This window comes from Nocardioides sp. NBC_00368, assembly GCF_036090055.1.
Taxonomy (GTDB): Bacteria; Actinomycetota; Actinomycetes; order Propionibacteriales; family Nocardioidaceae; genus Nocardioides.
The window spans coordinates 4,485,001-4,510,755 of record NZ_CP107970.1 but is presented as its reverse complement, the minus strand read 5'-3'; the positions used below and the strand labels follow the sequence as shown (position 1 = coordinate 4,510,755).

At 67.8% G+C, this 25,755-nt stretch carries 20 protein-coding genes and 2 rRNA genes (1 of these 22 only partly in view); 6 read left to right on the top strand and 16 right to left on the bottom strand.

Annotated elements, in window-relative coordinates; genetic code table 11:
* Nucleotides 1-79 precede the first annotated feature (79 nt).
* The 10 genes from OG984_RS21505 to OG984_RS21460 form a co-directional block, all read right to left on the bottom strand.
* Nucleotides 80-1,291, bottom strand: coding sequence for a hypothetical protein (locus OG984_RS21505; RefSeq protein WP_328528219.1), 1,212 nt, complete (start codon nucleotides 1,289-1,291; stop codon nucleotides 80-82).
* A 153-nt stretch (nucleotides 1,292-1,444) separates the two neighbouring features.
* Nucleotides 1,445-2,170, bottom strand: coding sequence for a TetR/AcrR family transcriptional regulator (locus OG984_RS21500; protein WP_328528218.1), 726 nt, complete (start codon nucleotides 2,168-2,170; stop codon nucleotides 1,445-1,447).
* 272 nt (nucleotides 2,171-2,442) lie between these two features.
* Nucleotides 2,443-4,140 carry an allophanate hydrolase gene (gene atzF / locus OG984_RS21495; protein ID WP_328528217.1) on the bottom strand — a complete coding sequence of 566 codons (1,698 nt, stop codon included), beginning with the start codon at nucleotides 4,138-4,140 and terminating at the stop codon, nucleotides 2,443-2,445.
* The gene (uca, locus tag OG984_RS21490) at nucleotides 4,137-7,817 is read right to left on the bottom strand and encodes an urea carboxylase (protein ID WP_328528216.1); all 3,681 of its coding nucleotides are present in this window, start codon (nucleotides 7,815-7,817) and stop codon (nucleotides 4,137-4,139) included. The genes atzF and uca overlap by 4 nt, the downstream gene beginning before the upstream one ends.
* On the bottom strand, nucleotides 7,814-8,605 hold the full coding sequence (locus OG984_RS21485; RefSeq protein WP_328528215.1) for an urea amidolyase associated protein UAAP2: 792 nt from the start codon (nucleotides 8,603-8,605) through the stop codon (nucleotides 7,814-7,816). Before OG984_RS21485 ends, uca begins: the two co-directional genes overlap by 4 nt.
* Complete coding sequence (locus OG984_RS21480) at nucleotides 8,602-9,456, bottom strand: urea amidolyase associated protein UAAP1 (protein WP_328528214.1); 855 nt, start codon at nucleotides 9,454-9,456, stop codon at nucleotides 8,602-8,604. The genes OG984_RS21485 and OG984_RS21480 overlap by 4 nt, the downstream gene beginning before the upstream one ends.
* A gap of 470 nt (nucleotides 9,457-9,926) precedes the next feature.
* On the bottom strand, nucleotides 9,927-10,730 hold the full coding sequence (locus OG984_RS21475) for an HAD family hydrolase (protein ID WP_328528213.1): 804 nt from the start codon (nucleotides 10,728-10,730) through the stop codon (nucleotides 9,927-9,929).
* An 81-nt stretch (nucleotides 10,731-10,811) separates the two neighbouring features.
* Nucleotides 10,812-11,510: a cation transporter gene (locus OG984_RS21470; protein ID WP_328528212.1), complete on the bottom strand. Its 699-nt coding sequence runs from the start codon at nucleotides 11,508-11,510 to the stop codon at nucleotides 10,812-10,814.
* On the bottom strand, nucleotides 11,507-12,415 hold the full coding sequence (locus tag OG984_RS21465) for a cation diffusion facilitator family transporter (RefSeq protein WP_328528211.1): 909 nt from the start codon (nucleotides 12,413-12,415) through the stop codon (nucleotides 11,507-11,509). The genes OG984_RS21470 and OG984_RS21465 overlap by 4 nt, the downstream gene beginning before the upstream one ends.
* Nucleotides 12,415-12,750 carry an ArsR/SmtB family transcription factor gene (locus tag OG984_RS21460; protein ID WP_328528210.1) on the bottom strand — a complete coding sequence of 112 codons (336 nt, stop codon included), beginning with the start codon at nucleotides 12,748-12,750 and terminating at the stop codon, nucleotides 12,415-12,417. The genes OG984_RS21465 and OG984_RS21460 overlap by 1 nt, the downstream gene beginning before the upstream one ends.
* Nucleotides 12,751-13,048: 298 nt before the next feature.
* Between OG984_RS21460 and OG984_RS21455 the strand changes: the two genes are divergently transcribed.
* Nucleotides 13,049-13,627: a TMEM165/GDT1 family protein gene (locus tag OG984_RS21455; RefSeq protein ID WP_008355279.1), complete on the top strand. Its 579-nt coding sequence runs from the start codon at nucleotides 13,049-13,051 to the stop codon at nucleotides 13,625-13,627.
* Between the two features lie 16 nt (nucleotides 13,628-13,643).
* On the opposite strand, the gene OG984_RS21450 is transcribed toward OG984_RS21455, so the two are convergent.
* Both OG984_RS21450 and OG984_RS21445 read right to left on the bottom strand, forming a co-directional pair.
* Nucleotides 13,644-14,876, bottom strand: coding sequence for an RNA polymerase sigma factor (locus OG984_RS21450; RefSeq protein ID WP_328528209.1), 1,233 nt, complete (start codon nucleotides 14,874-14,876; stop codon nucleotides 13,644-13,646).
* A 1-nt stretch (nucleotide 14,877) separates the two neighbouring features.
* A complete protein-coding gene (locus OG984_RS21445; RefSeq protein WP_328528208.1) occupies nucleotides 14,878-15,255 on the bottom strand; it encodes a YciI family protein in 378 nt (125 codons plus the stop codon).
* Between the two features lie 178 nt (nucleotides 15,256-15,433).
* Between OG984_RS21445 and OG984_RS21440 the strand changes: the two genes are divergently transcribed.
* Entirely contained in the window at nucleotides 15,434-16,255 is an 822-nt protein-coding gene (locus OG984_RS21440) for a nicotianamine synthase family protein (RefSeq protein ID WP_328528207.1), read from the top strand.
* Here OG984_RS21440 and OG984_RS21435 read toward each other — a convergent pair.
* Nucleotides 16,252-17,136 (bottom strand): LLM class flavin-dependent oxidoreductase, encoded by an 885-nt coding sequence (locus OG984_RS21435; protein WP_328528206.1) that lies wholly within the window; start codon nucleotides 17,134-17,136, stop codon nucleotides 16,252-16,254. The genes OG984_RS21440 and OG984_RS21435 overlap by 4 nt on opposite strands.
* A 152-nt stretch (nucleotides 17,137-17,288) precedes the next feature.
* On the opposite strand from OG984_RS21435, the gene OG984_RS21430 reads away from it, so the two are divergent.
* Genes OG984_RS21430 through OG984_RS21420 form a run of 3 tightly spaced genes read left to right on the top strand, consistent with a single transcriptional unit; the run spans nucleotide 17,289 to nucleotide 20,261 of the window.
* Nucleotides 17,289-17,717: a YciI family protein gene (locus OG984_RS21430; RefSeq protein ID WP_328528205.1), complete on the top strand. Its 429-nt coding sequence runs from the start codon at nucleotides 17,289-17,291 to the stop codon at nucleotides 17,715-17,717.
* A gap of 27 nt (nucleotides 17,718-17,744) precedes the next feature.
* Nucleotides 17,745-18,974 (top strand): RNA polymerase sigma factor, encoded by a 1,230-nt coding sequence (locus OG984_RS21425; protein WP_328528204.1) that lies wholly within the window; start codon nucleotides 17,745-17,747, stop codon nucleotides 18,972-18,974.
* A 21-nt stretch (nucleotides 18,975-18,995) separates the two neighbouring features.
* Nucleotides 18,996-20,261, top strand: coding sequence for an Nramp family divalent metal transporter (locus OG984_RS21420; RefSeq protein ID WP_328528203.1), 1,266 nt, complete (start codon nucleotides 18,996-18,998; stop codon nucleotides 20,259-20,261).
* Nucleotides 20,262-20,367: 106 nt separating this feature from the next.
* On the opposite strand, the gene OG984_RS21415 is transcribed toward OG984_RS21420, so the two are convergent.
* The gene (locus tag OG984_RS21415; protein WP_328528202.1) at nucleotides 20,368-21,168 is read right to left on the bottom strand and encodes a siderophore-interacting protein; all 801 of its coding nucleotides are present in this window, start codon (nucleotides 21,166-21,168) and stop codon (nucleotides 20,368-20,370) included.
* Nucleotides 21,169-21,272: 104 nt separating this feature from the next.
* Here OG984_RS21415 and OG984_RS21410 point away from each other — a divergent pair, with 104 nt between their 5' ends.
* On the top strand, nucleotides 21,273-22,565 hold the full coding sequence (locus OG984_RS21410) for an MFS transporter (protein ID WP_328528201.1): 1,293 nt from the start codon (nucleotides 21,273-21,275) through the stop codon (nucleotides 22,563-22,565).
* A gap of 320 nt (nucleotides 22,566-22,885) precedes the next feature.
* Here OG984_RS21410 and rrf read toward each other — a convergent pair.
* Nucleotides 22,886-23,002: ribosomal RNA gene (gene rrf, locus OG984_RS21405) — 5S ribosomal RNA — on the bottom strand.
* Between the two features lie 115 nt (nucleotides 23,003-23,117).
* Nucleotides 23,118-25,755, bottom strand: a 23S ribosomal RNA gene (locus tag OG984_RS21400); it runs 455 nt beyond the window's last position.

Here is a 25,755-nt window from a genome sequence, read left to right as displayed (position 1 = left end):
CGTACGCCGGACCGGAGTCCCACACATCCGACCCTGGTAGCAATCCAGTCCTGTATCGAACCGCCTCGGCCCGGACGGATCAACGCTTGACGAACTCGCGATCGCCCTTCGGCCAGGAGTGCGTGTAGCCGGTGACCTTCGCGGCTCCTTCGACGCGGACGCTCCATTCCGCGTGCCCGGAGGCGACCGGCTTGATCACCACGAGCTGGTTGGGCTCGGTGATCGTGACCGTACGCGTGAACCGCTCCGGCGCACCCCACGGATCCATCGCGATCGTGGCGGTCACCGGCAGCCTGCTGGCGTCGATCCGCAGCCCGATCGCCTCGGTCATCGCGATCGCCTTCACCGACAGCGTCCTGGTCGGCTCGGGCGCCGGCTTCTTGGTCGGCTTGGGCGTCGGAGTCGGCGTCGGTTCGACACGTACCGAGGACGCCGTCGCGCTCGGCGAGGGCGACGCCGAGGGCGGCTCGATGACCTCGTCGCTGGCCCCGGCGGTCGGCTCCGACTGCTGGCTCTGCGGCTCCTTCTTGTCGGAGGAGTCGGCGTCGGAACCGGTCACGACGCCGCGTACGACCTCGTAGATCAGGATCAGCAGGAGCAGGCAGACGACGACCAGCACCACCCGGCCGCGACGGGTGATCCGGGAACGTCGGTACGGGCCCGGCTCCATGTGGTGCAACGGCACCAACGGCCCCGGCGACCGCTCGGCGACAGGCTCTGGGTCCGGCTCGGGCAGCGGCGCGGGTGCCGGAGGCGGCGCGGGCGCCGGTGCTGGCGGCGGCTCGGGTTCCGGCTCAGGTTCTGGTTCCGGTTCCAACTCCGGTTCCGGTTCCAAATCCGGTTCCGGCTCCGGCTCGGGCACGGGCTCAGTCACAGGCTCGGGCTCTTCGACCACAGGCGCCGGCACGGCCAGGACCGGCGGGACGTACGGCTCAGGTTCGGGCTCGGGCTCGGGGAACGGCTCGACCTCGGCCTGGATGACCAGCGGCGCGATCGCGGTAGGGAGCCACGCGGCGCCTGGAACCTCGTCGGGCGAGCCGTAGCTACCGAAGACCTCGAGGGTCTCGAAGTCGGTGACGTGCCCGTCGGGATGGACGACCATCCGGACCCGGGCCTCGTCGTCGGTGGCGACGACCTGGACGGGCTTGCGGCTCGGGCCGGCGAGCTGCTCGCGTACGGCCCGGATGCCTGCTTGGTGCGGATCCTCTCCCCACGGACGATCCACCACGAGGCCGTTGAGCGTCGTGACCCCGCGGGTGACGGAGAGGATGGCTGTCTGCTTCCGGGCCATCAGTGGCCTCCGGAAGGGTCAATGCACACGTGTGGGGGTCCTCGCGGTGGGGAAGCGGGCAACGGGCTCGGAAAGTGTGTCGTTCAAGCCTCAACTGGGCAACTCACACGCGCAAGCCCTACCCACCAGTTACCGTCTTGTCAGCCTGCCTTGTCAGGCGAGCTCGCGAACCCTGTCCTCGAGGAAGTCGTCGAGCATCTCCACCGCGACCGCGTTCGCGGCCTGGATCTTGTCCTGGCTGACCCCGCACATCCGCAGGCACGAGGACGCGATCGCCCACGCCTCCGGGCACGAGATCCTGCGGACCGTGTTCTCGGTGATCATCTCGGCGCGCATGTTGATGACGCCTTCGACCTGCTGGATGAGCATGTTGCCCAGCTGCTTCAGGCTGACACCTTCCAGCACCTTCTCCGAGGCCACCTTGCTGGCGAGATCGGCATAGGCAGCGGCCAGCTCCTGGTGCTCCTTGCGGAACTCGGTGTAGACCTCGCCGTTGGTCACGTCCGGCAGCATGTAGAGCATGCCGACGTTGTGGTCGACGTCGGCAAGGGTGCGTACGTCGACGAGGACCAGCAGATAAAGAGCGGTCTCGTAATCGAGCGGCGGCACCTGGTTGAGGATCTTCTCGACCTTGTCCGTGGTCGGGCGGACCGACTTACGGAGCAGCTCGACGAGGATCTCGTCCTTGCCTGCGAAGTGGTAGTAGAGAGAGGCCTGACGGATGCCGACCTGGTCGGCGATCTCGCGGGTGGACGTCGCCGCGAAGCCCTGGGACACGAAGAGTCGCGCAGCAGCATCGAGGATCTGGTCACGTGGTGAGGCAGTACCCGAATCGGGCACATGCCTGGGGCGGCCGGGCCGAGAACGCCTAGTTGTCATGTACGCCATCTAAGCGGCCTCCCGAGTTTCGGGGAAGATTCGAAAGAGTCTTCTTCCCCTAAGGAATAGAGTCGAAAGTCCCACGGGAGGGTTGAATTCTCTGTCAACAAAGTGTATGGCGCGACCCACCAATAGACACGGCACAGCATCCCTCCCGGGCGATAATGCTGGCGGAATTCTGCCCAGTGTGACGGGGTTTCCGGCGGTTGAACAGAGTCGTGTGCCATCAGGAGGAATGACCCCGGTCCCATAACTGATATCCACGCCAAACGTTAAAGGCCCTGCTCAGACCGGTAACGGCGCCAGCCACCATGCGATGAGATATCAGCGGCTCTTTCGACCGCGATCGGCTCCACCAGAAATCCCGAAACCGAGGAGCCGTCCGCCAACGTCACCTTTCCGATCGCCATCGGAGCAGGTACGCCACCCACGAACGTCCCGAAGCCCGCGGCCGGGACGCGCCAGAGCTCGCCGTCGATCCGCACCCCGGTCGCGGGATCACCGACGCGGACCAGTCCGGGCTTCGGCGGCGCCGTCTCCAGGGCGAACAGCCGGTAGTCAGCCGAGGTCGACACCGGGCGCAGCAGGGTCGCCCCGGCCTCGACCAGCTGGTGGTTGAGCGGCATCCCCGACAGGTGCGCCCCCACCACGAACAGATCGACGCTCGGGCTGAGCAGGGTGTGGCCGAGCGCGGCCAGGGTGCGGTCGCTGCCAGCCGCCCCGCTCAGCATCACCCCGAAGGGCAGACCGCCTACCTGGCCGGCCGGGATCGCGAGCGAGGCCATGTCGAGGAGGTTCGCGAAGTTCGTGTAGCGGCCCAGGCGCGCGTTCGCGCCCACCGGATCCGCGGCCACCTCGGCCAGGGTCGGGTGCCAGGTCGTCGTCGGTGTCAGCAGCGCCGAGCAGCCGGCGAGCGCCTCGCGTCCCGCCGCCCCGAGGCGCGCGAGACGGGCGACGTCGCGTGCCCAGTCGGCCGCGCTGGCCGATGCCCCGGCGAGGACGATCTCGGCGACCGTCGGGTCGAGGTCGGTCCCGATGAGGTCACGGTTGGCTTCGAGGTGGGAGCCGACCGCGGCGTACCTCTCGGCGACGAAGGCGCCCTCGTAGAGCAGCCTGGCCGCCTCGAGCAGTGGCGAGATGTCGGTCTCGACGACCTCGACCCCGGCTGAGGCCAGGCGCGCGGCGACTGCGCGGAAGGCGTCGGACCAGCCCGGCGCGAGCCCGTCGAGATGCTCGCCGGTCGGCACCGCCACCCGCGGCACCGGCGGCAGTCCGGAATCTGCCGGCAACGTACGCGACAACGGGTCCGAGGGATCGGGCCCGGCCATCAGCTCCGCGGCTGCCCGCGCGGACGCGAGATCGCGGGCGAAGACGGTGACGCAGTCGAGCGTGTAGCAGGCAGGCACGACACCCGTGACCGGCACCAGCCCACGCGACGGCTTCACCCCGACGATGCCGTTGAGCGCCGCCGGCACCCTTCCGGAGCCGGCGGTGTCGGTCCCCAGCGCGAGGTCGACCAGACCGAGGGCGACCGCGACCGCCGAGCCCGACGAGGACCCTCCCGAGATCCGGGTCGGGTCCCAGGCGTTGCGGACGGCACCGTACGGGCTACGGGTGCCGACGAGCCCGGTCGCGAACTGGTCCAGGTTCGTCTTCCCCACGACCAGGGCACCGGCCGCGCGCAGCCGGGCGACGGCGGTGGCGTCGGCCGACGGCGTGTAGGCGTACGACGGCGCTCCGGCGGTCGTCGGCAGGCCGCGGACATCGATGTTGTCCTTGACCGCCAGCAGACGGCCGGCCAGGGGAAGGATCTCCCCGCCGGCCGCCTTCGCGTCGATCGCGGCGGCCTCCTCGAGCAGGTCGTCTCGCGTACGCAGCGAGATCCAGATCTCCGGCCGGTCCGACGCCTCGATCCGGTCGAGGACCTCGGCGGCGCGTTCGACCGCGCCGCCGGGAAGCGAGTGGATCAAGATCCGGGCCCGTCGAGCGGCCGCACCGCGGCGATGACCTGTCCCGGGACGATCTGCTCGCCCGGCTTCACGTAGACCTCGGCCACCTCGCCGGCGACCGGAACCGGGACGCTCGCCTCCATCTTCATCGCCTCGACGACCATCAGCGGGTCGTCCTGTGCCAGCCTCGACCCGCGGCTCGCGACGACCTTCCAGACGGTCGAGGTGAACGGCGCGGTCACCTGCACGCACCCCTCGGGCACGTCGACCTCCGACGGGTCGCCCCGCGCGTCGAGCCGGTCGCAGATGTCGAACTCGCCGGCCGCCTTCCAGCGCTCGCGCTCCTCGTCGAAGGCCGCGGACTGCTGGTCGCGGAAGGCTGCGATCGAGTCCGCGTTGGCGGTGAGGAAGCGGTCGTAGTCCTTGATCGAGAAGGTGCCCTCCTCGGTCTCGAACTCACCGCGCCCGGCGTCGACCTCCGCCCGGAGCTCGAGGAGCTCGTCGGCGGAGACGGGGTACCACTCGATCCGGTCGAAGAACCGCAGCGCCCACGGGTCGTCGTGGAAGGGCCCGCCGGCCGACGTGGAGCGCCGAAATCGGTTGAAGACCTGAGTGGTCCGCCCGACCAGCTGATAGCCGCCCGGCCCCTCCATCCCATAGATGCACATGTAGGCACCACCGATGCCGACGGAGTTCTCCGCCGTCCAGGTGCGCGCCGGGTTGTACTTCGTCGTCACCAGCCGGTGGCGCGGGTCCAGCGGGGTCGCGACCGGCGCCCCCAGGTAGACATCCCCCAGCCCGAGGACCAGGTACGACGCGTCGAAGACCGTCCGGTGGACCTCCTCGACCGAGGCGAGCCCGTTGATCCGGCGGATGAACTCGATGTTCCACGGCGCCCACGGCGCGTCGTCGCGTACGCCGGCGGTGTAGCGCTCGATCGCCTCCCGGGTCGCCGGGTCGTCCCAGGACAGCGGCAGCCGCACCCGGCGTGAGGGCACGGTCAGCTCGGAGCTGGCGGGAAGGTCCTCCTCCAGCTCGCGCAGGAGTCCCGCGACCTGGCCGGCCCGAAGGACCGAGGAGTCGGTGTGGACCTGCAGCGACCGGATCCCGGGCGTGACGTCGATGATGCCCGGCGGCGCGTGCTCGGCCAGTGCCGACTGCAGTGCGTGCACCCGCATCCGGAGGCCCAGGTCGAGCGTCATCGGCCCGTACTCGACCAGCACTGAGTTGTCACCGCTGCGCCGGTAGGTGACCTCCGGCCTCGCCGGCGTCCGGGGCAGGCGGCCCAGGACACCGTCGTCGCCGTCGCCGCCCGACCCGTGGGCGACGGTCAGCGAGGAACGGTGGTTGACCAGGCCGGCCGCCTTGCTCTCCCGCACCGGCACGAACTTGACTGCGTCCCCTGGACGCAGTTGGCCGACCTTCCACAGCTCGCCGCTGGCGACGACCGCCGGGCAGACGAAGCCGCCCAGCGACGGCCCGTCGGGGCCGAGGATGATCGGGGTGTCCCCGGTGAAGTCGAGCGAACCGACCGTGTAGGGCGTGTCGTGGATGTTCGACGGGTGCAGCCCGGCCTCGCCACCGTCGGCACGGGCCCAGGTCGGCTTCGGCCCGATCAGGCGTACGCCGGTGCGAGCCGAGTTGTGGTGCACCCGGTAGCTCGCCGAGTAGAGCTGGTCCAGGTCGGCGCGCGTGAAGAACTCCGGGGCCCCGTGCGGGCCCTCGGTGACGCCGATCTCCCAGGTGTTGGTCAGTGCCGGCCGTCGCGACACCGGCGTCGCCGCGGGCTGTGCCTGCGGATCGACCACGGTGCCGGGGCGGAGCACGTCACCACGCTGCAGCGTACGCCCGGCGTGACCGCCGAACCCGCCGAGCGTGAACGTCGAGGCGCTGCCCAGGTAGTCCGGCACGTCCAGGCCACCGCGGACCGCGATGTAGGTCCGCAGACCCGGCCCGTCGGTGCGGCCCAGCTTCAACGTCGCCCCCGCGGGGAGCTCGATCGGCTCCCACTGCGGGGCAGGGACGCCGTCGACGCTGACCGGCATGGGGGCACCGGTCACGCAGACGACGGCGGGATCGGAGAAGACCAGCGTCGGCCCCCCGGCCGTCGTCCGGCCCGTTGCCAGCGGCACCGTCACCTCGAGGCCCGGCGCGCCACGGTCGTTGCCGACGGCCAGGTTGGCCTCGGCGAAGGAGACCGGATCGAACGGACCCGACGGAGGCACCCCGACCTGCCAGTAGCCCACCCGGCCCGGAAGGTCCTGGACGGTGGTGAGCACGCCCGGGTCGAGGACGTCGATGCGCGGGTCCGGGTCGCCCCCGCTGCCCTCCTTGGCGCGTTCGGGGAGGGTCGAGGTCGAGTGCGTGGCCGAGCGGAGCTCGGGATAGGTCGTCATCGCGCGCAGCGCGGAGACGTTGGTGACGATGCCGTCGATCCGGGTCTGTGCGAGCGCGGCGCCCAGCGTGTCCAGCGCCTCGTCGCGGGTCGCCCCGGTGGCGATCACCTTGGCGAGCAGCGGGTCGTAGTGGGGCGAGACCTCGAGCCCGGTCTCGATCCAGGAGTCGACCCTGACGGTGTCGGTCGGCTCCGGCAGGATCGCACGCGTGACCAGGCCGGAGGACGGCATCGAGTCCTTGGCCGGGTCCTCGGCGTAGACACGGGCCTCGACGGCGTACGCCCGGGGCGGAGGACACTTGCGGAAGAGCTCGTCCGGCAATGCACCGACGCCGTCGCGGGCCAGTCGCAGCATCAGCGCGACGATGTCGATGCCCATCACCTGCTCGGTGACGGCGTGCTCGACCTGGAGGCGGGTGTTCATCTCCAGGAAGGAGATCTGCTCACGGCCCGGGTCGTAGACGAACTCCACGGTGCCGGCCGAGCGGTAGGAGACCGACTTGGCGAGCTGGCGCGCGGAGTCGTGCAGGACGGTGCGTACGTGCTCGGGAAGAGCAGGTGCGGGCGCCTCCTCGATCACCTTCTGGTTGCGGCGCTGCAGGGAGCAGTCGCGGTCGCCGAGCACGGCGACCTGACCCTCTCCGTCGCCGAAGATCTGCACCTCGACATGGCGGGCAGGACGCACCAGGTGCTCCAGAAAGACCCCGGCGGTCCCGAAGCTGGTCTGGGCCAGCCGCGCGACGCGCTCGAAGGCGACCCGGACGTCCTCCTCCGAGCTGCACGCGGTCATCCCGATGCCGCCACCGCCGCCGGTGGCTTTGACCATCACGGGCAGCCCGATCCGGGCGGCCTCCTCGGCCGCCTCATCCGGACCGGAGAGCAGGCCCGTGCCGGCCAGCATCGGCACCCCGGCGCTCTCGGCGAGCCGGCGGGCCGAGTGCTTCTCGCCGAAGGCGCTGATCTGGTCGGGCGTCGGACCGACGAACCGAAGGCCTGCCGCCTCGACCTCTCGGGCGAAGGCAGCGCTCTCCGACAGGAAGCCGTAGCCCGGATGGAGCAGCCCCGCGCCGGTGCGCAGGGCTGCTGCGATGATCAGATCGCCGCGGAGATAGGAGTCCCGTGCGGGCGCGGAGCCCAGACAGACGGCCTCGTCGGCCTCCCGCACGTGTGGTGCCGCCCGGTCGGCCTCGGAGAAGACCGCGACCGTACGCATCCCGAGCTCGCGCGCGCTGCGCATCACCCGGCGGGCGATCTCCCCTCGGTTGGCGACCAGGACGGTGTCGAAGGACGGTCCAGCCGTCATGCGTCGGCCTCGTAGTCCACGTCCGGCTCGGACACGATCATCCGCAGCGGCGTCGGGTTGAAGTCGTTGCAGGGGTTGTTCATCTGCGGGCAGTTGGAGATCAGGACGAGGGTGTCGATCTCCGCACGTAGCGCGACCCGCTTCCCCGGTGCCGACATGCCGTCGACGATGCCGAGAGCGCCGTCCTCCTCCACGGGCACGTTCATGAACCAGTTGATGTTGGAGACGATGTCGCGCATACCGAGGCCGTGCTTGGCACCCTCGGTGAGGAAGTTCTCCCGGCAGCCGTGGTGGTACATCACGTGGTGCCCGTAGCGCAGTGTGTTGGACTCGCGCGAGCAGGCACCGCCGATGGTGTCCTGGCGGTCGATCTCGTTGCCGACGACGGTCATCAGGGCACGACCGTGGTTGCTGCGCAGCACCGTCCCGGTGCGGATGTAGGCGTTGTCCTGCCACGCGAGCGTGTCCGGCGCGCTGTAGCGCTCGTCCGTCTCGTGGGCGTTGTAGAGCAGGCAGTCACCCGACTGGTTGCCGCCGACATCGACGATCGTCAGCACCTGTCCGGCACGTACAACACCCGACCACGACGCCCGCGGAGCGACCTGCTCGTCCAGCACGACGGCACCCGGCACCAGCGGGTCACCCCACTCCAGGTGAGTGCTGTCGGCGTACGACGCACCGACCGGGACGCTGGAGACCAGCTGACCGTCGGGCGTCAGATAGGTGGCCACAGGAACAGGAAGAGTCGTCACAGGCCTCATCACCGGGTTGTCGATCGTGGTAGTCACAGGCCCCGAGCCTCCGCATAGTCGAGTGTGTTCAGATACGCCCGCCGTACCTCGGGAGAGGCGTCGAAACGCTCGTCCGCCGGGGTTGTCGGGGTGGTCTCCGGCGTACGCCAGGCGTGCACGCGCAGCGGCCCGACGATGTACTCCGGACGTGGGTCCCGCGGATGCGGGACGTTGGCGATCAGCACGATCAGGGGCAGCTCGGCCACGAGCTCGACCGAGGTCCCGGCGCCTGACGAGCCGACCCAGTCGAAGGCGCCGTCCGAGGCGACGCGCACTCCCTGGAAGAACGAGACCGAAGGAGGTACGTCGGCCGGCCCGAGCCCGTGCTTGGCGGCCGCCTTCACGAAGAGGTCACGGCCGGCGGGCGCGGGTCCCTCGGGCAGCGCGGTGCCGTAGCGCAGCGCGTTCCAGGCGGCGGTGCTCGTCCCGCAGAACGCGTCGTGACGACCCGAGGTGTCGGTAAGGACGGTGGCGAGCACACGGCCGTCACCGGAGAGCAGCGGGTGGCCCGCACCGAGGTAGGCCTGCCACGGGATCTTCTGGGTGTCGGCGACGTTGAGGCGCTCGGTCGGCTCCAGGGCGTTGTAGACGAGCGTGTGGGCGCAGGCCTCGCCGGTCGGGTCCTCGAGGCGGAACCGCGTGCCCCGGGCGAGGACCTTGTGGGTGTAGCTGCCCGGCGCGACCGTCTCGGCCCAGGTCAGGCTCTCCGGGTCGACGTCGTCCGGGCAGAACGGGCTCGACGAGGCCGGTAGGTACGGCATCCAGTCGCTGACCTGCCCCCCTTGCGCGCGAGCATCTGCCCGTGCGTTCAGCACCGTGTCCGTGCTGTGGTCTGCAGCTAGCGCCACCCGGGTCCTCCTTGAAGCATGATTAACCTGTCGACTGACAGGTAAGCATGTAGGTCAAGGGCGTCGGGGGCAAACCATGACTGTTGGAAACCTGAGTCCGAAATGTGGGGTCGGAGACGGCGAGATTTCTTCCCTGTCGGTCGATCGATTCTTACCGTTTTCAGCGGGAACTCGCTAGGGGGCAAGGACCATTTCCTGCCGAATTCGCGCGTGCGGTGCCGCCTGATGGAGCGTTCTCGCCGGACCGACGCGCGCCCACCGGACGGAGAAACTGTCAAAAGACAGGTAACAGGTGTGGTGTGATATCGGACACCGATCCGATAGCGATCCGGAACCGTGCCGAGGAGCGGAAAGAAACGTCGGCGGATTCCGGATTCGGCTGACATCGGCCCTCGCGAGTGGGACCCTGACCCACGCAGGACGGGCACCTCGGGATGCCGGCAGGTCGCCTGTCGGCCTTCATCCGGAGATCAGCGGGATGATCTCTTCGAACCCCACGGCACCACATTTCCGGAGACGAACGTCCGCGATTCGGACCCGTCGCGTGGCATCGGGACTCCGATCATGCCGACGAGCTCGGACAGGTCGCTGATCGTCGGCCCGCTCCATTCGGGATCCAGATCGAACGCGTCGCCGTCCTCTTCCTTCTCGCTCCCCACGAGCTCGTCGTGCCTTCGGGCGCGGAACCGCACCGCTCGCATCCCCACCGCCTCGGCGCCGCTCAGCTCGTGGTCGGCACCGTCACCGACATACACGCATTCGCCGGTCCGCACCTCCAGTGCCGCCGCGGCGACCAGGTAGGCGCCCGAGTCGGGCTTGCGTACGCCCGTCTGGCAGGAGAACGACACGGCGTCGAGGTGGTCCGCGAGCGGACTCTGCGGCCAGATCGCGACCGTCTCCGCTCCGCAGTCGGCGACGAGGCCCAGCTTGAACCCGCGTTTGTGCAGCGACTTCAGTGCCGGCAGGGCCCAGGTCGCGGCGTGCAGGGAGAGCGAGTAGTTCAGCTGCCGCGTGATCGCGCTCTCCACCTGCGACTCGGTCGGCGACCCGCCGACCCGCCTGGCCAGGTAGCGCACCGTGTGGTGCACATCGGCCATCAGGCCGCGGACGCGTTCGTCGAAGGTCTCTGTGACGGCAGCCGCGAACGCGGCCGGGTCGACGCCGAGGTCCGCGCCCATCGCCCTGGACACCGCGGCGTGCTCGGCAGGGTGGCCGCTCGGGACGAGCGTGTCCTGCAGGTCGAAGAGGACCGCACGCACCTCGGCCTCATCCATGACCTCAGCGTAACCAGGATCGAATCTTTGCTGAGGAAGTTCGATGAATCCGTAAAGGTTACGTCGATCAGCGGTTTCCGGTCAGCAGCAGTCGCAGCCGTCGCCGGGCCGGCCGTCGTCGATGAAGGCCTCTGCCGGAGAGCAGCAGACCTCGCCCCGCCAGGCGTTCACGCCCTCCCGGACGGCGACGGCGGCGATCGTCAGCGCGGCGAGGGAATCGGCCCACCACCAGCCGAGGAGGCTGTTCAGCACCAGACCGAGCAGGAGCGCGGCCGACATGTAGGTGCACAGGAGGGTCTGCTTGGAGTCGGCGACGGCCGAGCGTGAACCGAGCTCCGTGCCCGTACGCCGCTGCGCCCATGAGGCCAGCGGCATGACCAGCAGGCTCAGCACGGCCAGGCCGATCCCGACGCTCGAGTGCGTCGCCGCCTGGCGGGTGGCCAACGCGGTGACGGCGTCGAAGCTCACGAAGGCGGCGAGCGCGAAGAACGAGCAGGCGATCACGCGCAGCGCGGTCCGCTCGCGGCTCTCGTGGTTGCCGCCCCCGAACTGCCAGGCGACGGCGACCGCGGAGGCGACCTCGATCACCGAGTCCAGACCGAATCCGACCAGCGCGGCCGACCCCGCCCCCACACCGGCGACGAGCGCGACGATCGCCTCGACCACGTTGTACGCGATGGTGAAGGCCACCAGCAGCCGCACCCGGCGTACGAGCACGGCCCTTCTCCGCTCGGCGGCCGGTCGGGCGAGGACCACCTCCGCGGAGCGGGCCGCACTCACCACGTCACATCGAGGCACTGCGGCGTCGGGGCGGTCTCGGTCTGAAGCGTCGCGTGCTCGATCCGATGTGCGGTCGCGAGCATCCGCTGCGCCCGGGCGAGGACGTCCTGCGAGTCGGCGTCCTCGGCGAGCGCGAGGTGCGCGGTCGCGACGTTCATCCCGGAGGTGAGGGTCCAGACGTGCAGGTCGTGGACGTCCTCGACGCCCGGGATCGCCTCCAGGTCGGCGACGACGGCATCCACCTGGAGGCCGTCAGGGATCTCCTGCCCGAGCACGGCCAGGACCTCGCGACCCAGCACGATCGCCCGGACCGCGACGAAGAGCCCGATGGCCACCGCGACGCCGGTGTCCCACAACGGCTCGCCGGTGAGCGCCACGATCACACCTGCCACGATCACGCCGACGCTGCCCGCGGCGTCGGCGATCACCTCGAAGTAGGCGCCCTTGACGTTGAGCGACTCGGCGGCGCCGGCACGCAGCAACAGCATCGAGACGACGTTGATCACCAGACCGACCGCACCGACCACGAGCATCGCCCCGGTCTGCACCTCGGTCTCGGCACCGATCCGCCCGACAGCCTCCACGACCACGTACGCCGCGACGCCGAACATGATCAGCACCGTCAGCCCCGAGGCGAAGACCTCTGCGCGATAGGAGCCGTAGGTGCGCCGACCGGTGGTGTCGGGCCGCGCCGCGATCCTGGTCGCGAGCAGCGCCGCCCCGAGCGCGACGGCGTCGGCACCCATGTGCCCGGCGTCGGAGACGAGCGCGAGCGAGCCCGACAACACGCCGGCGACCAGCTCGACGACCAGGAACCCCGCGACCAGGACGAACGTGACCGCCAGCCGCGACCGATACCTGCCACCCGCGTGGCCGACGGCGCCGTGACCGTGTCCGTGCCCCATCAGCAGCACCCCAGCTCATCGGCATCGGCGCAGGCGGCCTTGTCGGTGACCAGGACCAGTCCATGGAGATCGGCCAGAGCATGGGCAACGCGCTGGTCGACCAGCTCGTAGCGCGTACGCCGCCCCTCGGGAACGGCCACGACCAGACCGCAGCCACGCAGACAGGCCAGGTGGTTCGAGACCGCCTGCCGGGTCGCTCCGAGCGAGTCGGCCAGATCGGCCGGGTACGCAGGTCCCTCGCGCAGTCGCATCAGGATCCGGGCACGGGTGGCGTCGGAGAGCGCGTGGCCGAAGCGCGCGAGCGCGTCCAGGGAAGCCGTCGTCGTCGTGACCATGGGCCTGACGGTACAGCGTTTTCTGGATTCAGCAAATCGTGTACTAATGACCCGGGGTGACCCAGACCACGCCCGCACCGACTGGGAAGCGGCTCGACCGGTGGCCTAGACTCGAGACCACGAAGGGGAGTAGTCCTCAACAGTCGCGTCGACACACTGGCCTCTGCGCCCGGCGCGATCGGCCACGAAGTGGCGGACGAGACCTTCGACCAAGCACCCGTATCAACATGACGGTGCTGGTCGAAGGACGCTGCACCCCTCATGGGATTCCTCCGGCCGGCGCCGGAGAGGAACCCCTGTGTACGCCTTCCTGCTGTCGACCGCGGTCATCTTCGTCGCCGAGCTCGGCGACAAGAGCCAGCTCATGGCGATGACCTTCGCCACCCGCTACCGCGCTCGAGACGTGATCCTCGGGATCACCGCCGCCACCGCGATCGTCCATCTGGCCTCGGTCGCCATCGGTGCGCTCATCGGGGACGCCTTCGCCGAGCACCAGCACTACATCACCATCGTGGCCGGGCTAGCCTTCCTGGTCTTCGCAGCGTGGACCCTGCGAGGCGACGAGCTCACCGAGGACGAAGCCAAGAAGGCACGCAACAGCCGGGGCATGGCGATCATCGCCGTCGGCATCGCGTTCTTCCTGGCCGAGCTCGGTGACAAGACGATGCTCGCGACGATCACCCTGGCCACCCAGGAGGGCTGGCTCGGGACCTGGATCGGCTCCACCGTCGGGATGGTGGCGGCCGACGCCCTCGCCATCGGCGTCGGTGCCCTCCTCGGCCGCAACCTTCCCGAGAAGGTGATCAAGTACGGCGCCGCCGCACTCTTCGCGATCTTCGGGATCATCCTCGTCCTGGACGGCGTCGTCCAGCTCTGATCCTCAGCGACGGCCGTCACGACTGGTCGAGCGCGTCGACCCGGCGGTTCAGGTAGCGCTGCTCCGGCACGCTCTGGGTCAGGCGCGCCGCCAGCACGTAGTGCTCCCGGGCGGCCGCGAGGTCGCCGGACTGCTCGAGCAGGTGCGCCAGCACGGCATGGGCCCGGTGGTGCCGTTGCATCGCCGGGTGCTCCAGCAGGTCGCGTACGATCTCGATCCCGTGCTCCGGACCGAGGCTCATCGCCACCGCGACGGCCCGGTTGAGCGTGACCGCCGGCGAGGGCGCGACCTGGGCGAGCATCCCGTAGAGCAGGTTGATCTGGAGCCAGTCGGTGGCTTCGTACGACTCGGCCTCGGCGTGGACCGCGGCGATCGCCGCCTGCAGCTGGTAGCGGCCCACCGGCCCCTCGGGGAGCACATCCTCGAGCAGCGCGACGCCTTCGCGGATCAGCTCGCGGTCCCACTGCGAGCGGTCCTGGTCCTTGAGCGGGATCAGGTCGCCGAGGTGGTCGACGCGCCCGCACGAGCGGGCCTGGGTCAGCAGCATGAGCGCGAGCAGACCGGTGGCCTCGTCGTGCTCGGGCAGGATGCCGCGCACCATCCGGGTCAGCCGGATCGCCTCGTCGGTGAGCTCGATTCCCTGCAGGTCCGGGCCGCTGGTGCGGGTGTGGCCCTCGTTGAAGATCAGGTGGCAGACGTCGAGCACGCACGCGATCCGCTCGGGCAGCTCGTCGGGCGCCGGCGAGCAGAACTCCTCGTCCTTCAGCGTCGCCCGGGCCCGGCTGAGCCGCTGCCCCATGGTCGCCTCCGGGACCAGGTACGCGGCCGCGATCTCCGCCGTCGTCAGGCCGCCCACGCACCGCAGCGTGATCGCCACCTGCGACGGTCGGCGCAGTGCGGGATGGGCGCACATCATCATCAGCCGCAGCGAGTCGTCGTAGGCCGAGCCGATGTCGGGGGCGGCCGGGTCCGGGTCGTCGAGCCGGCGCGCCATCCCGTCGGCGATCTCGCGCCGGGTCCGGGCCGTGTCGGCTCGCAGCTGGTCGATCAGCCGCCGATGGGCCACCCGGATCAGCCAGGCCCTCGGGTCGGTGGGCAGCCCGTCGCAGGCCCAGCGCTGGCTGGCCGCGATGAGCGCCTCCTGGGCGGCATCCTCGCAGTCGGGCAGGTCGGGATGGACTCGCAGCAGGGCGCCGAGGACATGGGCGGACTCCTGCCGCCACACGTCCTCGACTCCCGTCACCGTCATGTCAGTAGGTTGCCACCGGCCGTAGCTCGACCGTCTCACCGGGGCCACTGAAGCTGCGTACGACCTCTTCGGCTCGCTCCTGCGACTCGACGTCGATCAGGAAGAAGCCGGCCAGGTGCTCCTTGGCCTCGGAGTAGGGGCCGTCGGTGGCGACCGGCTCGCCGGCGTCCCAGCGGTAGAGCCTGGCCGAGGCCGGGTCGGCGAGCGCCTGCCCGCCGAGGAGCTCCCCGTTGGCCGCTAGCTCCTCCATGATCCCCTCGAAGGCAGCGTTGAGCTTCTCCCTGGCCTCCTGCGGCAAGGACTGGAACTCGGGGATGAAGTCACCCGTCGGGTGGCCCCAGGGCTGCGGGTTGGAGTGGATGAGGATGACGTACTTCATGACTCTTCCCTTTCGACGGCGCCTGTCGCAGGCACCTTCCGTAGGCGTGCTTACGGGGGATACGTCGTAGCCGGCCGGCGTGGTTCTACATCGTCCCAGAAACTTCCGTGCCGCGGAGTGGGTCTCCTCGGCGGAACACTCTGCAGCGGCCGTCGCCGATATGGAATGGTGGCCGCTTGTGAATCCGGGAGCGTTCGAAGCAGTCGACGAACGCCTGGTCTCCACCCTCGACGACCTCCTCGCCCAGCAGTCGCTGGCGCCCGGCATCGTCGTCAACGCTCTCTTCCACCGGTTGGTCACCGAGGTGCTGAGCGTGCCCGAGTCGGCCGCCGACTCGGTGCTGGCCGCGTTGCCGCCGTCTCGCTCACCCGCGGTATTCCGATCGGTGGCCTCCGCCGGCGAGCACGCCCTCGAGCGGGTCTGGGCCGACCGGATCGCGCGCGCCGCCGACCCCGCCGAGGCGTTCTCCCGCTTCCCCTACCGCGAGAACTACCGGCTTCTGGTGGAGATGGAGCTGCAGGCCGTACGCCGCCAGGGCACCGACCCGCGGCACGTCCTGCTCCTCGGCTCGGGGCCGCTGCCCCTGACCGCGCTCTGTCTGGCCGAGCAGGGCATCGCGGTGCACTGCGTCGATCACGACCCGGAGGCCATCCGGCTCTCCGCCGCCGCCTTCGGGCGACTGGGCGCCGCCGGCGTGACGTTCGAGCACGCCGAGGCGGCGGCCGCCACACCACCGCACCCCGTCGACGTCGTGCTCCTCGCCGGCCTGGTCGGATCCGATGACGCCGCGAAGGCCGACGTGCTCGGCAAGGTGGTCACCCACCTCGCCCCGGGCGGGCTCGTCCTGGCGCGGAGCGCCCGGGGGCTGCGTACGCTGCTCTATCCGCGGGTCGGCCCCGCGGCCCTGGCCGGCCTGACCGTGGTGGCCGAGGCCAACCCCGAGGTCGACGCCCCCGGGACCGACGTGATCAACAGCGCCATCCTCGCCCGGCCGGTCTAGAGAGCCGGGTCGAGCACCTCGGCCTTGAGCTGTGCGGCCCGCTCGATCCGCTCGGCACCGGTCTTCCCGAGGTTCCACGTCGGCAGGATGAACTCGTCGAAGCCGGCCTCGACGTAGCGCCCGACGAAGTCCTGCAGCTCACCGGCCGAGCCGGTCTGCGTCCTGGCGAAGCCCGGGTTCGCGCCGTCGAGATCGAGCATCAGGTTCGTGGTCGTCCTGATCGTGGACGGGTCGCGGCCGACCTGCTCGCAGGCCTCCAGGAGCTTGGAGCGCACCGCGCCGGCGCTCTCGGGGGTGCCCCAGGTGTTCCACTCGTCGGCGTGCCGGGCGACGACCCGGAGCATCCGCGGACCCTTGGCACCGACCAGGATCGGCAGCGGTGACGCCACGGGCTTCGGCTCGCACGGCGCGTCGGTGAGCTGGAAGTGAGTCCCCTCGAACGTGGTGCGCGGCTTGTCGAGCAGCGACCGAGTGACCTCGATCGCCTCCTCGAACCGGTCGACGAGCACCTTCGCGCCCGGCAGGTCGAAGCCGTAGGCCTTGTGCTCGTTGATCTGCCAACCGGCGCCCATCCCGAGCACGAACCGCCCGCCCGCGATGTGGTCGATCGTCGCGGACCGGTTCGCGAGCACCGCCGGGTGGTGGATCGTCGTCGGGGAGACGAGCGGCCCGATGCGTACGTTCTGGGTGGTCGCGGCGAGCGCCGGCAGGATTCCCCAGACCTCGTGCATCGGCCCGTCGTCGATCTCCTCGGTGCCGGTGTTCGGCATGTAGTGGTCGGCGACCCAGACGCCGTACCAGCCGGCCTGGTCGGCCGCCTGCGCCTCGGCGAGGATGTCGGCGGCGGGGAAGACGAGGTTGGGCCACAGCGAGATCTTCACGTCCCCAACCTACCCAGAAACCCGGGTGGTCGAGCCTGTCGAGACTCTTGTCAGAAATATTCTTGGCAAGGTTGTCGATTCCGCGTAGACCTCGTTCGACCAAGGGGTGAACGGGCCGGCAAGACGGCCCTACCGACACAGGAGAAACCGAGATGCCGAAGTACATGCTGATCTGGCGGACCATCGACGAGGACAAGCAGAACGCCGCGATGGCCGAGATCCCCTTCGAGCAGATGCTCGAGAAGATGGGTCAACTCAACGACGAGCTCATCAAGTCGGGTGTGCTGCTCGCGATGGAGGGTCTGGACCCGGAGGAGCACACCGTCGTCACCTACGCCGACGCCGACGAGCCGCCGGTGGTCACCGACGGTCCCTACGGCGAGACCAAGGAGCTCTTCGGCGGCTTCTATCTGATCTCCGTCGCCTCGAAGGAGGAGGCCGTGGAGTGGGCGAAGCGGCTCAGCTACTTCCCCGGCTCCGCCGTCGAGATCCGCCGGGTGCCGACGATCGACGAGTTTCCCCAGGACAACCCCTGGATCCAGAAGGAGCTCGACTGGCGGACCAAGAACGGACAGCTCTGAGGGTCGAGACCACCGAAGGAGAAACCGATGAGTGACGCGACGCGCGCCGTCGAGGCGATCTGGCGTATCGAGTCCGCCCGTATCGTCGGCGCGCTCGCGCGTTACACCGGCGACTTCGCCCTCGCCGAGGACGCGGCCCAGGAGGCCCTCGCGGAGGCGCTGGTCTCCTGGCCACGCGACGGCCAGCCGGCCAACCCGGTCGGCTGGCTGATGACCACGGCCAAGCGGCGGGCCATCGACACGATCCGCCGCGCCGGCGTCCAGCGCGAGAAGTACGAGGCCATCGCCCATGACCAGGACGAGGCGTACGCCGACGACCTGGATGTCGAACGGATCGACGACGACGTCCTCGCGCTGATGTTCGTCTCCTGCCACCCGGTGCTGTCCAAGGAGGCCCGGGTGGCGCTCACCCTGCGGGTGGTCGGCGGTCTGAGCAGCGAGGAGATCGCCCGGGCCTTCCTGGTGCCGGTGCCGACGATCCAGGCTCGGATCACCCGCGCCAAGAAGACGATCGCGGCGGCGAAGGTGCCCTTCGAGGTGCCCTCGCCCGACGAGCGCCGGCAGCGGCTCGCCGGCGTGCTCAACGTCCTCTACCTGATCTTCACCGAGGGCTCCACCGCCACGTCCGGCGAGGATCTGATCCGCACCGACCTCGCCCGCGAGGCACGCAGGCTGACCCGCGTGCTGATCGGCGTGCTGCCCGACGAGCCCGAGGCGTACGGGCTGCTCGCGCTCATGGAGCTCACCGCCTCCCGCTTCCCGGCGCGCCTCGACGCCGCCGGTGACCCGGTCCTCCTCGAGGAGCAGGACCGCACCCGATGGGACCAAGGAGCCATCCGCCGGGGCCGGGCCGCCCTCGAGCAGGCCACTCCACGCGGCCTCGGCCCCTATGGTCTCCAGGCCGCGATCGCCGCCACCCATGCGGTGGCCGCCTCGGTGGAGACCACCGACTGGGAGCGGATCATCGTCCTCTACGAGGCGCTGGGCCGCATCGCGCCCAACCCGATCGTCGACCTCAACCGTGCCGTGGCGGTCGCGATGGCCCACGGACCGTTGCGAGCTCTGGAACTGGTCGACCGGATCGCCGAGGACAGGCGACTCGACCACACCCATCTCCTCCCGACCGTACGCGGCGAGCTGCTGCGCCGGCTCGGCCGAACCGTCGAGGCGCGCGAGGAGCTGGAGCGGGCGGAATCGATGTGCGCGAACGAGCGTGAGCGTGCCGTCCTTCGGCAAAAACTCGCTGACCTTCCCTAAAACGGGGTATACCTGTCGCTCATGTCACAAGCAGCAAGGATCGAGACGTCCGAAACCCCACGCTGGCGGATCCTGGGTCCTGGCCTCGTCGTGGCCGCGACCGGTGTCGGCGCCGCCGACCTGGTCGCCACCCTGATCGCCGGTAGCAAGTACGGCTACGCCCTGCTGTGGGCCGTCGTCATCGGCTGCGTGCTCAAGGTGGTGCTCGTCGAAGGCGCCGGACGCTACAGTCTGGCCACCGGCGAGACGATCTTCCAGGGCTGGCGGCGTCTGGGCATCTGGACGACGATCTACTTCGGCCCCTACATCGTGATCTGGGGCTTCATCTACGGTGCCGCGGCGATGGCGGGCACCGGCCTGGCGCTGGCGGCGCTCTTCTCGTTCGCCTCGGTGAAGGTCTGGGGCATCCTCTCCGGCCTGATCGGTCTCGCCATCGTATGGGCCGGCCGCTACGGGCTCTTCGAGAAGTTCCTCGCGGTCCTGGTCGGCATCATGTTCGTCACCATGGTCGCTGCCGCGATCATCACCGTGCCCAACCTTCCGGATCTCCTCAAGGGCCTCGTCCCGACCATCCCGGAGGGCTCGCTGGTGAACCTGCTCTCGGTCGCCGGCGGCGTCGGCGGCACGATCACCCTGGCCGCCTACGGCTACTGGCTGCGCGAGAAGGGCTGGAGCACCCCGAGCTTCATGCGCGTGATGCGGCTCGACAACACCACGGCGTACGTCGTGACCGGCATCTTCGTGGTCGCGACCCTCATCGTCGGCGCCGAGCTGCTCTACTCGGCCCAGATCGCCATCGGCACCGGCGACCAGGGCATGCTCGACCTGTCCAAGGTGCTCGCCGACCGCTACGGCAACTGGTTCGGCAAGCTGTTCCTGATCGGCTTCTGGGCGGCGGCGATGTCGTCCCTGGTCGGCGTCTGGAACGGCGTCAGCCTGATGTTCGCCGACTTCATGGGCACGGTCCGCGGCAAGGCGGACGAGCCCGAGGCCAAGAGCGGCGGGATCTGGTACCGCTCCTACATCCTCTGGCTGACCTTCCCCCCGATGATCTGGCTCCTGCTGGCCGACCAGCCCACCTGGCTGATCCTCATCTACGGAGTCCTGGGCGCGTTCTTCATGCCATTCCTGGCGATCACGCTGCTCTGGCTCCTCAACACCAGCCACACCCCGGCGGAGTGGCGCAACAAGTGGGCCTCCAACATCGGCCTCATCATCTGTGCCCTGCTCTTCGCCTGGCTCGCCTTCGATCAGGTACGCACCTCCATCACCGACCTCCTCGGCTGACGCCGAGGCGGCTCGAACTGACCGACAACCCGCCGAGTCGGCTCGTCATGACGAGCCGACTCGGCGGTGTTCTTGGTCAGGATGAGCCGACTCGGCGTCTGGACGGTTATGCCTGCGCCTTGCCGAGCCGCCAATAGCCGACGAACGTGATCCGCGACTTGGGGACGCCGAGCGAGACCAGATGCCGCCGTCCCTCGGCCGGGATCGTCCGCTCGCCGACGAGATAGGCGGAGAGCGTGGCCGGCTCCTCGGGCGTGAACGACTTCACCTCGGCGATCGCCAGAGCTCCGGCCTGATCGGCGGAGTCGCCCCGCGGCAGCCACCGCACCTCGACCCCGTCCGGCCCGGAGACGTCCTGGACGTCGGCCATGTCCGGGATCTCGATGATCGCCAGCCCTCGAGCGTCCCGCGGCATGTCCCGGAGGATCCCCAGGATCGCCGGAAGCGCTGACTCGTCACCGACGAGCAGATGGAACGAGGCGTCCGGCGCGAAGTCGAAGCCCGTGCCCTGGTCCATGAGCACGACCCGCTCCCCGGGCTGTGCCGTACGCGCCCACGGGCCGGCTATCCCGATGTCGCCGTGGACGACGAAGTCGACGTCGATCTCGCCAAGCTCGGGACGGTGCTCGCGCACCGTGTAGTTGCGCAGCGGCGGCCGGTCACCATGCCTCATGTACTTGAGGTAGTCGATCGTCCCGAGCTTCTCGGGCACCACGTCGAAGTTTGTGGCCGCGCCACCCGGTCGTGGAAGGAAGAGCCGGAACCACTGGTCGAAGCCACGCTGCGGGAAGCGCCGCAGGTCGTCGCCGGCCAGGGTGAGCCGCACCATGTGCGGGGTGACCTGCTTGTTGTGCAGCACCTCGGCGGCGTACAGACCTTTCAGCTTCCGACCGTCGTCGAATCCCATGCCCACTCCTCTTCGTAAAGTTAGGCTTACCTTACCTAGGACCCCAAAGGCGGCGAGACCAAAGTCGGTTGACGCCCCCTGCGTCCGGGTAAAGGCTGGACGCCATGCCCGCCGACGAGCTTTCCGGCTGGAGGCGCAACGCAGCGATCTTCCTCGCCGGCCAGACGGTCTCCCTGCTCGGCTCGATGCTGGTGATGTACGCCGTGATGTGGCACCTCACCATCGAGACCCGTTCCGGGTCCGTGCTGATGCTCAGCCTCGTGTTCGGGATGCTCCCGCAGGCGTTCATGTCGATCTTCGGCGGCGTCTGGGCAGACCGCCATCACCGCAAGTTCCTCATCATGGGCTCGGACGCCACGATCGCGGTCGCAACCCTGATCCTGGCCGGCCTGATGGCGAGCGGGATCGACGACCTCTGGATCATCTATCTCGCCCTGGCCATCCGATCGGTCTTCGCCGGCATCCAGATGCCCGCGGTGACCGCGATGATCCCGCAGATCGCACCGGAGTCCCAGCTGCTCCGGATCAACGGAGCCTTCCAGACCATCCAGTCCGCGATGACGCTCCTGGCTCCGGCGCTCGCAGCGGTCATCTACGCCAGCATGGACATCGTCGCCGTCTTCTTCATCGACGCGATCACAGCCCTGATAGGCGTAGGGCTGCTCGCCCTCGTCCCGGTCGCCCGTCTCGTACGCTCCGACCAGGGAGAGGTCTCCTACTTCGGCGACCTGCGTGCCGGCCTGAAGTACGTCTCCACCCACGCGCACGTACGTTGGATCCTCATCCTCTTCACGCTGGTCATGCTCATGGTCGGAGCGCCCTCCTACCTGACTCCGCTGATGGTCACCCGTACCTTCGGCGACGAGGTCTGGAAGCTGACCGCGAACGAGCTGTTCTGGGGTTTCGGCATGCTCGCCGGCGGAGCCGCGATGGCAGTCCTCGGACCCAAGATCGTCCACCGCATGCGCCTGATGGTTGGCTCCGTCATTCTCATCGGGTTGCTGGTCGTCGGCCTGGGCGTCTCGACGAACATGTGGGTCTTCTTCGTCTTCGGGCTGCTGATCGGAGTGTTCTTCTCGGCGCTCAGCACGCCGGCGATCACGATCCTGCAGGAGCGGGTGGTGCCGGAGATGCAGGGACGTGTCTTCGGCATCCTCGGGATCGTCATGTCGGTCGCCATGCCGCTGTCCATGGTCGTCTTCGGTCCCCTTGCGGACCAGTTCTCCGTCGAGTCACTGCTCGTGCTCGCTGGCCTGCTCCTCTTCCTGGTGGTGGCCGGGATCCTCGCGATCCCCGGTGCGCGCCGTTCTCTCGCCGAGGTCGACGTCCCGAAGGAGGAGCCGGCCGCCTCTGCTCCGATCACGCCGGACGAGGAAGCATCGCAGGGCAGCAAATGACAGCTGCCCGGCACCTCGAGGGCACCGGGCAGTTGCGGAAGCTCTGGGTCAGCGGCTGGTGACCAGCTTGATGGCCACACCGAGACCCGCGGCAACAACGGCAGCGATGAGCAGCTTCTTGACCATGGGAACTCCTAGTTCGAGATGTTGAAACGTACGGACTGCAACTATGACATTGGACCCCGTGACGCAGGCCACGTCAACCTGGCGTGGCGCGAAGAGACCGTCTCCAGCATCTCGACAAGCTCGATACTGGCATTGAAAACAGGCACAAATGGCAGCAGGGCCACCTCCGAAGAGGTGGCCCTGCGCAAAGTTATGTCCGGCGGCGTCCTACTCTCCCACAGCCTCTCGGTTGCAGTACCATCGGCGCTGAAGGGCTTGACTTCCGGGTTCGGGATGGGACCGGGTATTTCCCCTTCGCTATGGCCGCCGTAACTCTTGAGATCACTCTCCCCACACTCAGGGGGGTGACCAAACCTGTGTTACAACAGTTGGTTGTGGACGCGAGACTTGACGGTCTTCGTTTGTTGTTTTTGTTGAGGGTTTATGAAAGATAAGCCCTCGGCCTATTAGTACCGGTCGGCTGGGCATCACTGCTGTACACCTCCGGCCTATCAACCCCATAGTCTGTAGGGGGCCTTAACCCATAAAGGGTGGGAAACCTCATCTTGAAACGTGCTTCCCGCTTAGATGCGTTCAGCGGTTATCACTTCCGAACGTAGCCAACCAGCCATGCACCTGGCGGTACAACTGGCACACCAGAGGTTCGTCCATCCCGGTCCTCTCGTACTAGGGACAGCCTTTCTCAAGTTTCCTACGCGCGCGGCGGATAGGGACCGAACTGTCTCACGACGTTCTAAACCCAGCTCGCGTGCCGCTTTAATGGGCGAACAGCCCAACCCTTGGGACCTACTCCAGCCCCAGGATGCGACGAGCCGACATCGAGGTGCCAAACCATCCCGTCGATATGGACTCTTGGGGAAGATCAGCCTGTTATCCCCGGGGTACCTTTTATCCGTTGAGTGACCACGCTTCCACATGCCGTGGCCAGATCACTAGTTCCGACTTTCGTCCCTGCTCGACATGTCTGTCTCACAGTCAAGCTCCCTTGTGCACTTACACTCGCCACCTGATTGCCAACCAGGCTGAGGGAACCTTTGAGCGCCTCCGTTACATTTTAGGAGGCAACCGCCCCAGTTAAACTACCCATCAGGCACTGTCCCTGAACCAGATCATGGTCCGAAGTTAGACATCTAGTACGACCAGAGTGGTATTTCAACGATGACTCCACACACACTGGCGTGTGCGCTTCACAGTCTCCCACCTATCCTACACAAGCCGAACCAAACACCAATACCAAACTATAGTAAAGGTCCCGGGGTCTTTCCGTCCTGCCGCGCGTAACGAGCATCTTTACTCGTAGTGCAATTTCGCCGAGTCCACGGTTGAGACAGCGCCCAAGTCGTTACTCCATTCGTGCAGGTCGGAACTTACCCGACAAGGAATTTCGCTACCTTAGGATGGTTATAGTTACCACCGCCGTTTACTGGGGCTTAAATTCTGAGCTTCGCCTTACGGCTAACCCGTCCTCTTAACCTTCCAGCACCGGGCAGGAGTCAGTCCGTATACATCGTCTTACAACTTCGCACGGACCTGTGTTTTTAGTAAACAGTCGCTTGGGCCTGGTCTCTGCGGCCCTTCACGCTTCCCCCAGCTAGTGGGTTCACGATCCGGGCCCCCCTTCTCCCGAAGTTACGGGGGCATTTTGCCGAGTTCCTTAACCATGGTTCGCTCGATCGCCTCGGTATTCTCTACCTGATCACCTGAGTCGGTTTGGGGTACGGGCGGCTCATGACTCGCTAGAGGTTTTTCTCGACAGCATAGGATCATCGACTTCACCAAACGGCTCCCCATCACATCTCAGACATACAGAGCCCGGATTTGCCTAGACTCAGTCCTACATGCTTGGCCGGCGACAACCATCGCGCCGGTTCGACTACCTTCCTGCGTCACCCCATCACTTGACTACTACACACTCGGGTCCCATGTTCCACACACACGCCTCACCCCGAAGGGATCGGTCACGTGTGCTTCAGATGGTTAGCATCATGCGCCTCATCATGGGCGTCACTTCGCCGGTACGGGAATATCAACCCGTTGTCCATCGACTACGCCTGTCGGCCTCGCCTTAGGTCCCGACTTACCCAGGGCAGATTAGCTTGACCCTGGAACCCTTGATCAATCGGCGGATGTGTTTCTCACACATCATTCGCTACTCATGCCTGCATTCTCACTCGCGTACCGTCCACCGCTGGATCACTCCGCTGCTTCACCCGATACACGACGCTCCCCTACCCACCCCGGAAAACCGGAGTGCCATAGCTTCGGCGGATAACTTGAGCCCCGCTACATTGTCGGCGCGGAATCACTTGACCAGTGAGCTATTACGCACTCTTTCAAGGGTGGCTGCTTCCAAGCCAACCTCCTGGTTGTCACTGCGACTCCACATCCTTTTCCACTTAGTTACCGCTTAGGGGCCTTAGCTGATGGTCTGGGCTGTTTCCCTCTCGACAATGGAGCTTATCCCCCACTGTCTCACTGCTGCGCTCTCACTTACCGGCATTCGGAGTTTGGCTAACGTCAGTAACCTGGTCGGGCCCATCGGCTATCCAGTGCTCTACCTCCGGCAAGAAACACACAACGCTGCACCTAAATGCATTTCGGGGAGAACCAGCTATCACGAAGTTTGATTGGCCTTTCACCCCTAACCACAGGTCATCCCCTCCATTTTCAACTGAAGTGGGTTCGGTCCTCCACGCCGTCTTACCGGCGCTTCAACCTGCCCATGGCTAGATCACTTCGCTTCGGGTCTAGAGCGCGCGACTCAATCGCCCTATTAGGACTCGCTTTCGCTACGGCTACCCCACACGGGTTAACCTTGCCACACACCGCTAACTCGCAGGCTCATTCTTCAAAAGGCACGCCATCACCCCCACTACCCCGAAGGGTCGGCCGGGCTCTGACGGATTGTAGGCACACGGTTTCAGGTACTATTTCACTCCCCGCCAGGGGTACTTTTCACCTTTCCCTCACGGTACTGGTCCGCTATCGGTCATCAAGAAGTATTTAGGCTTAGCGGGTGGTCCCGCCAGATTCACACGACATTCCACGAGTGCCGTCCTACTTG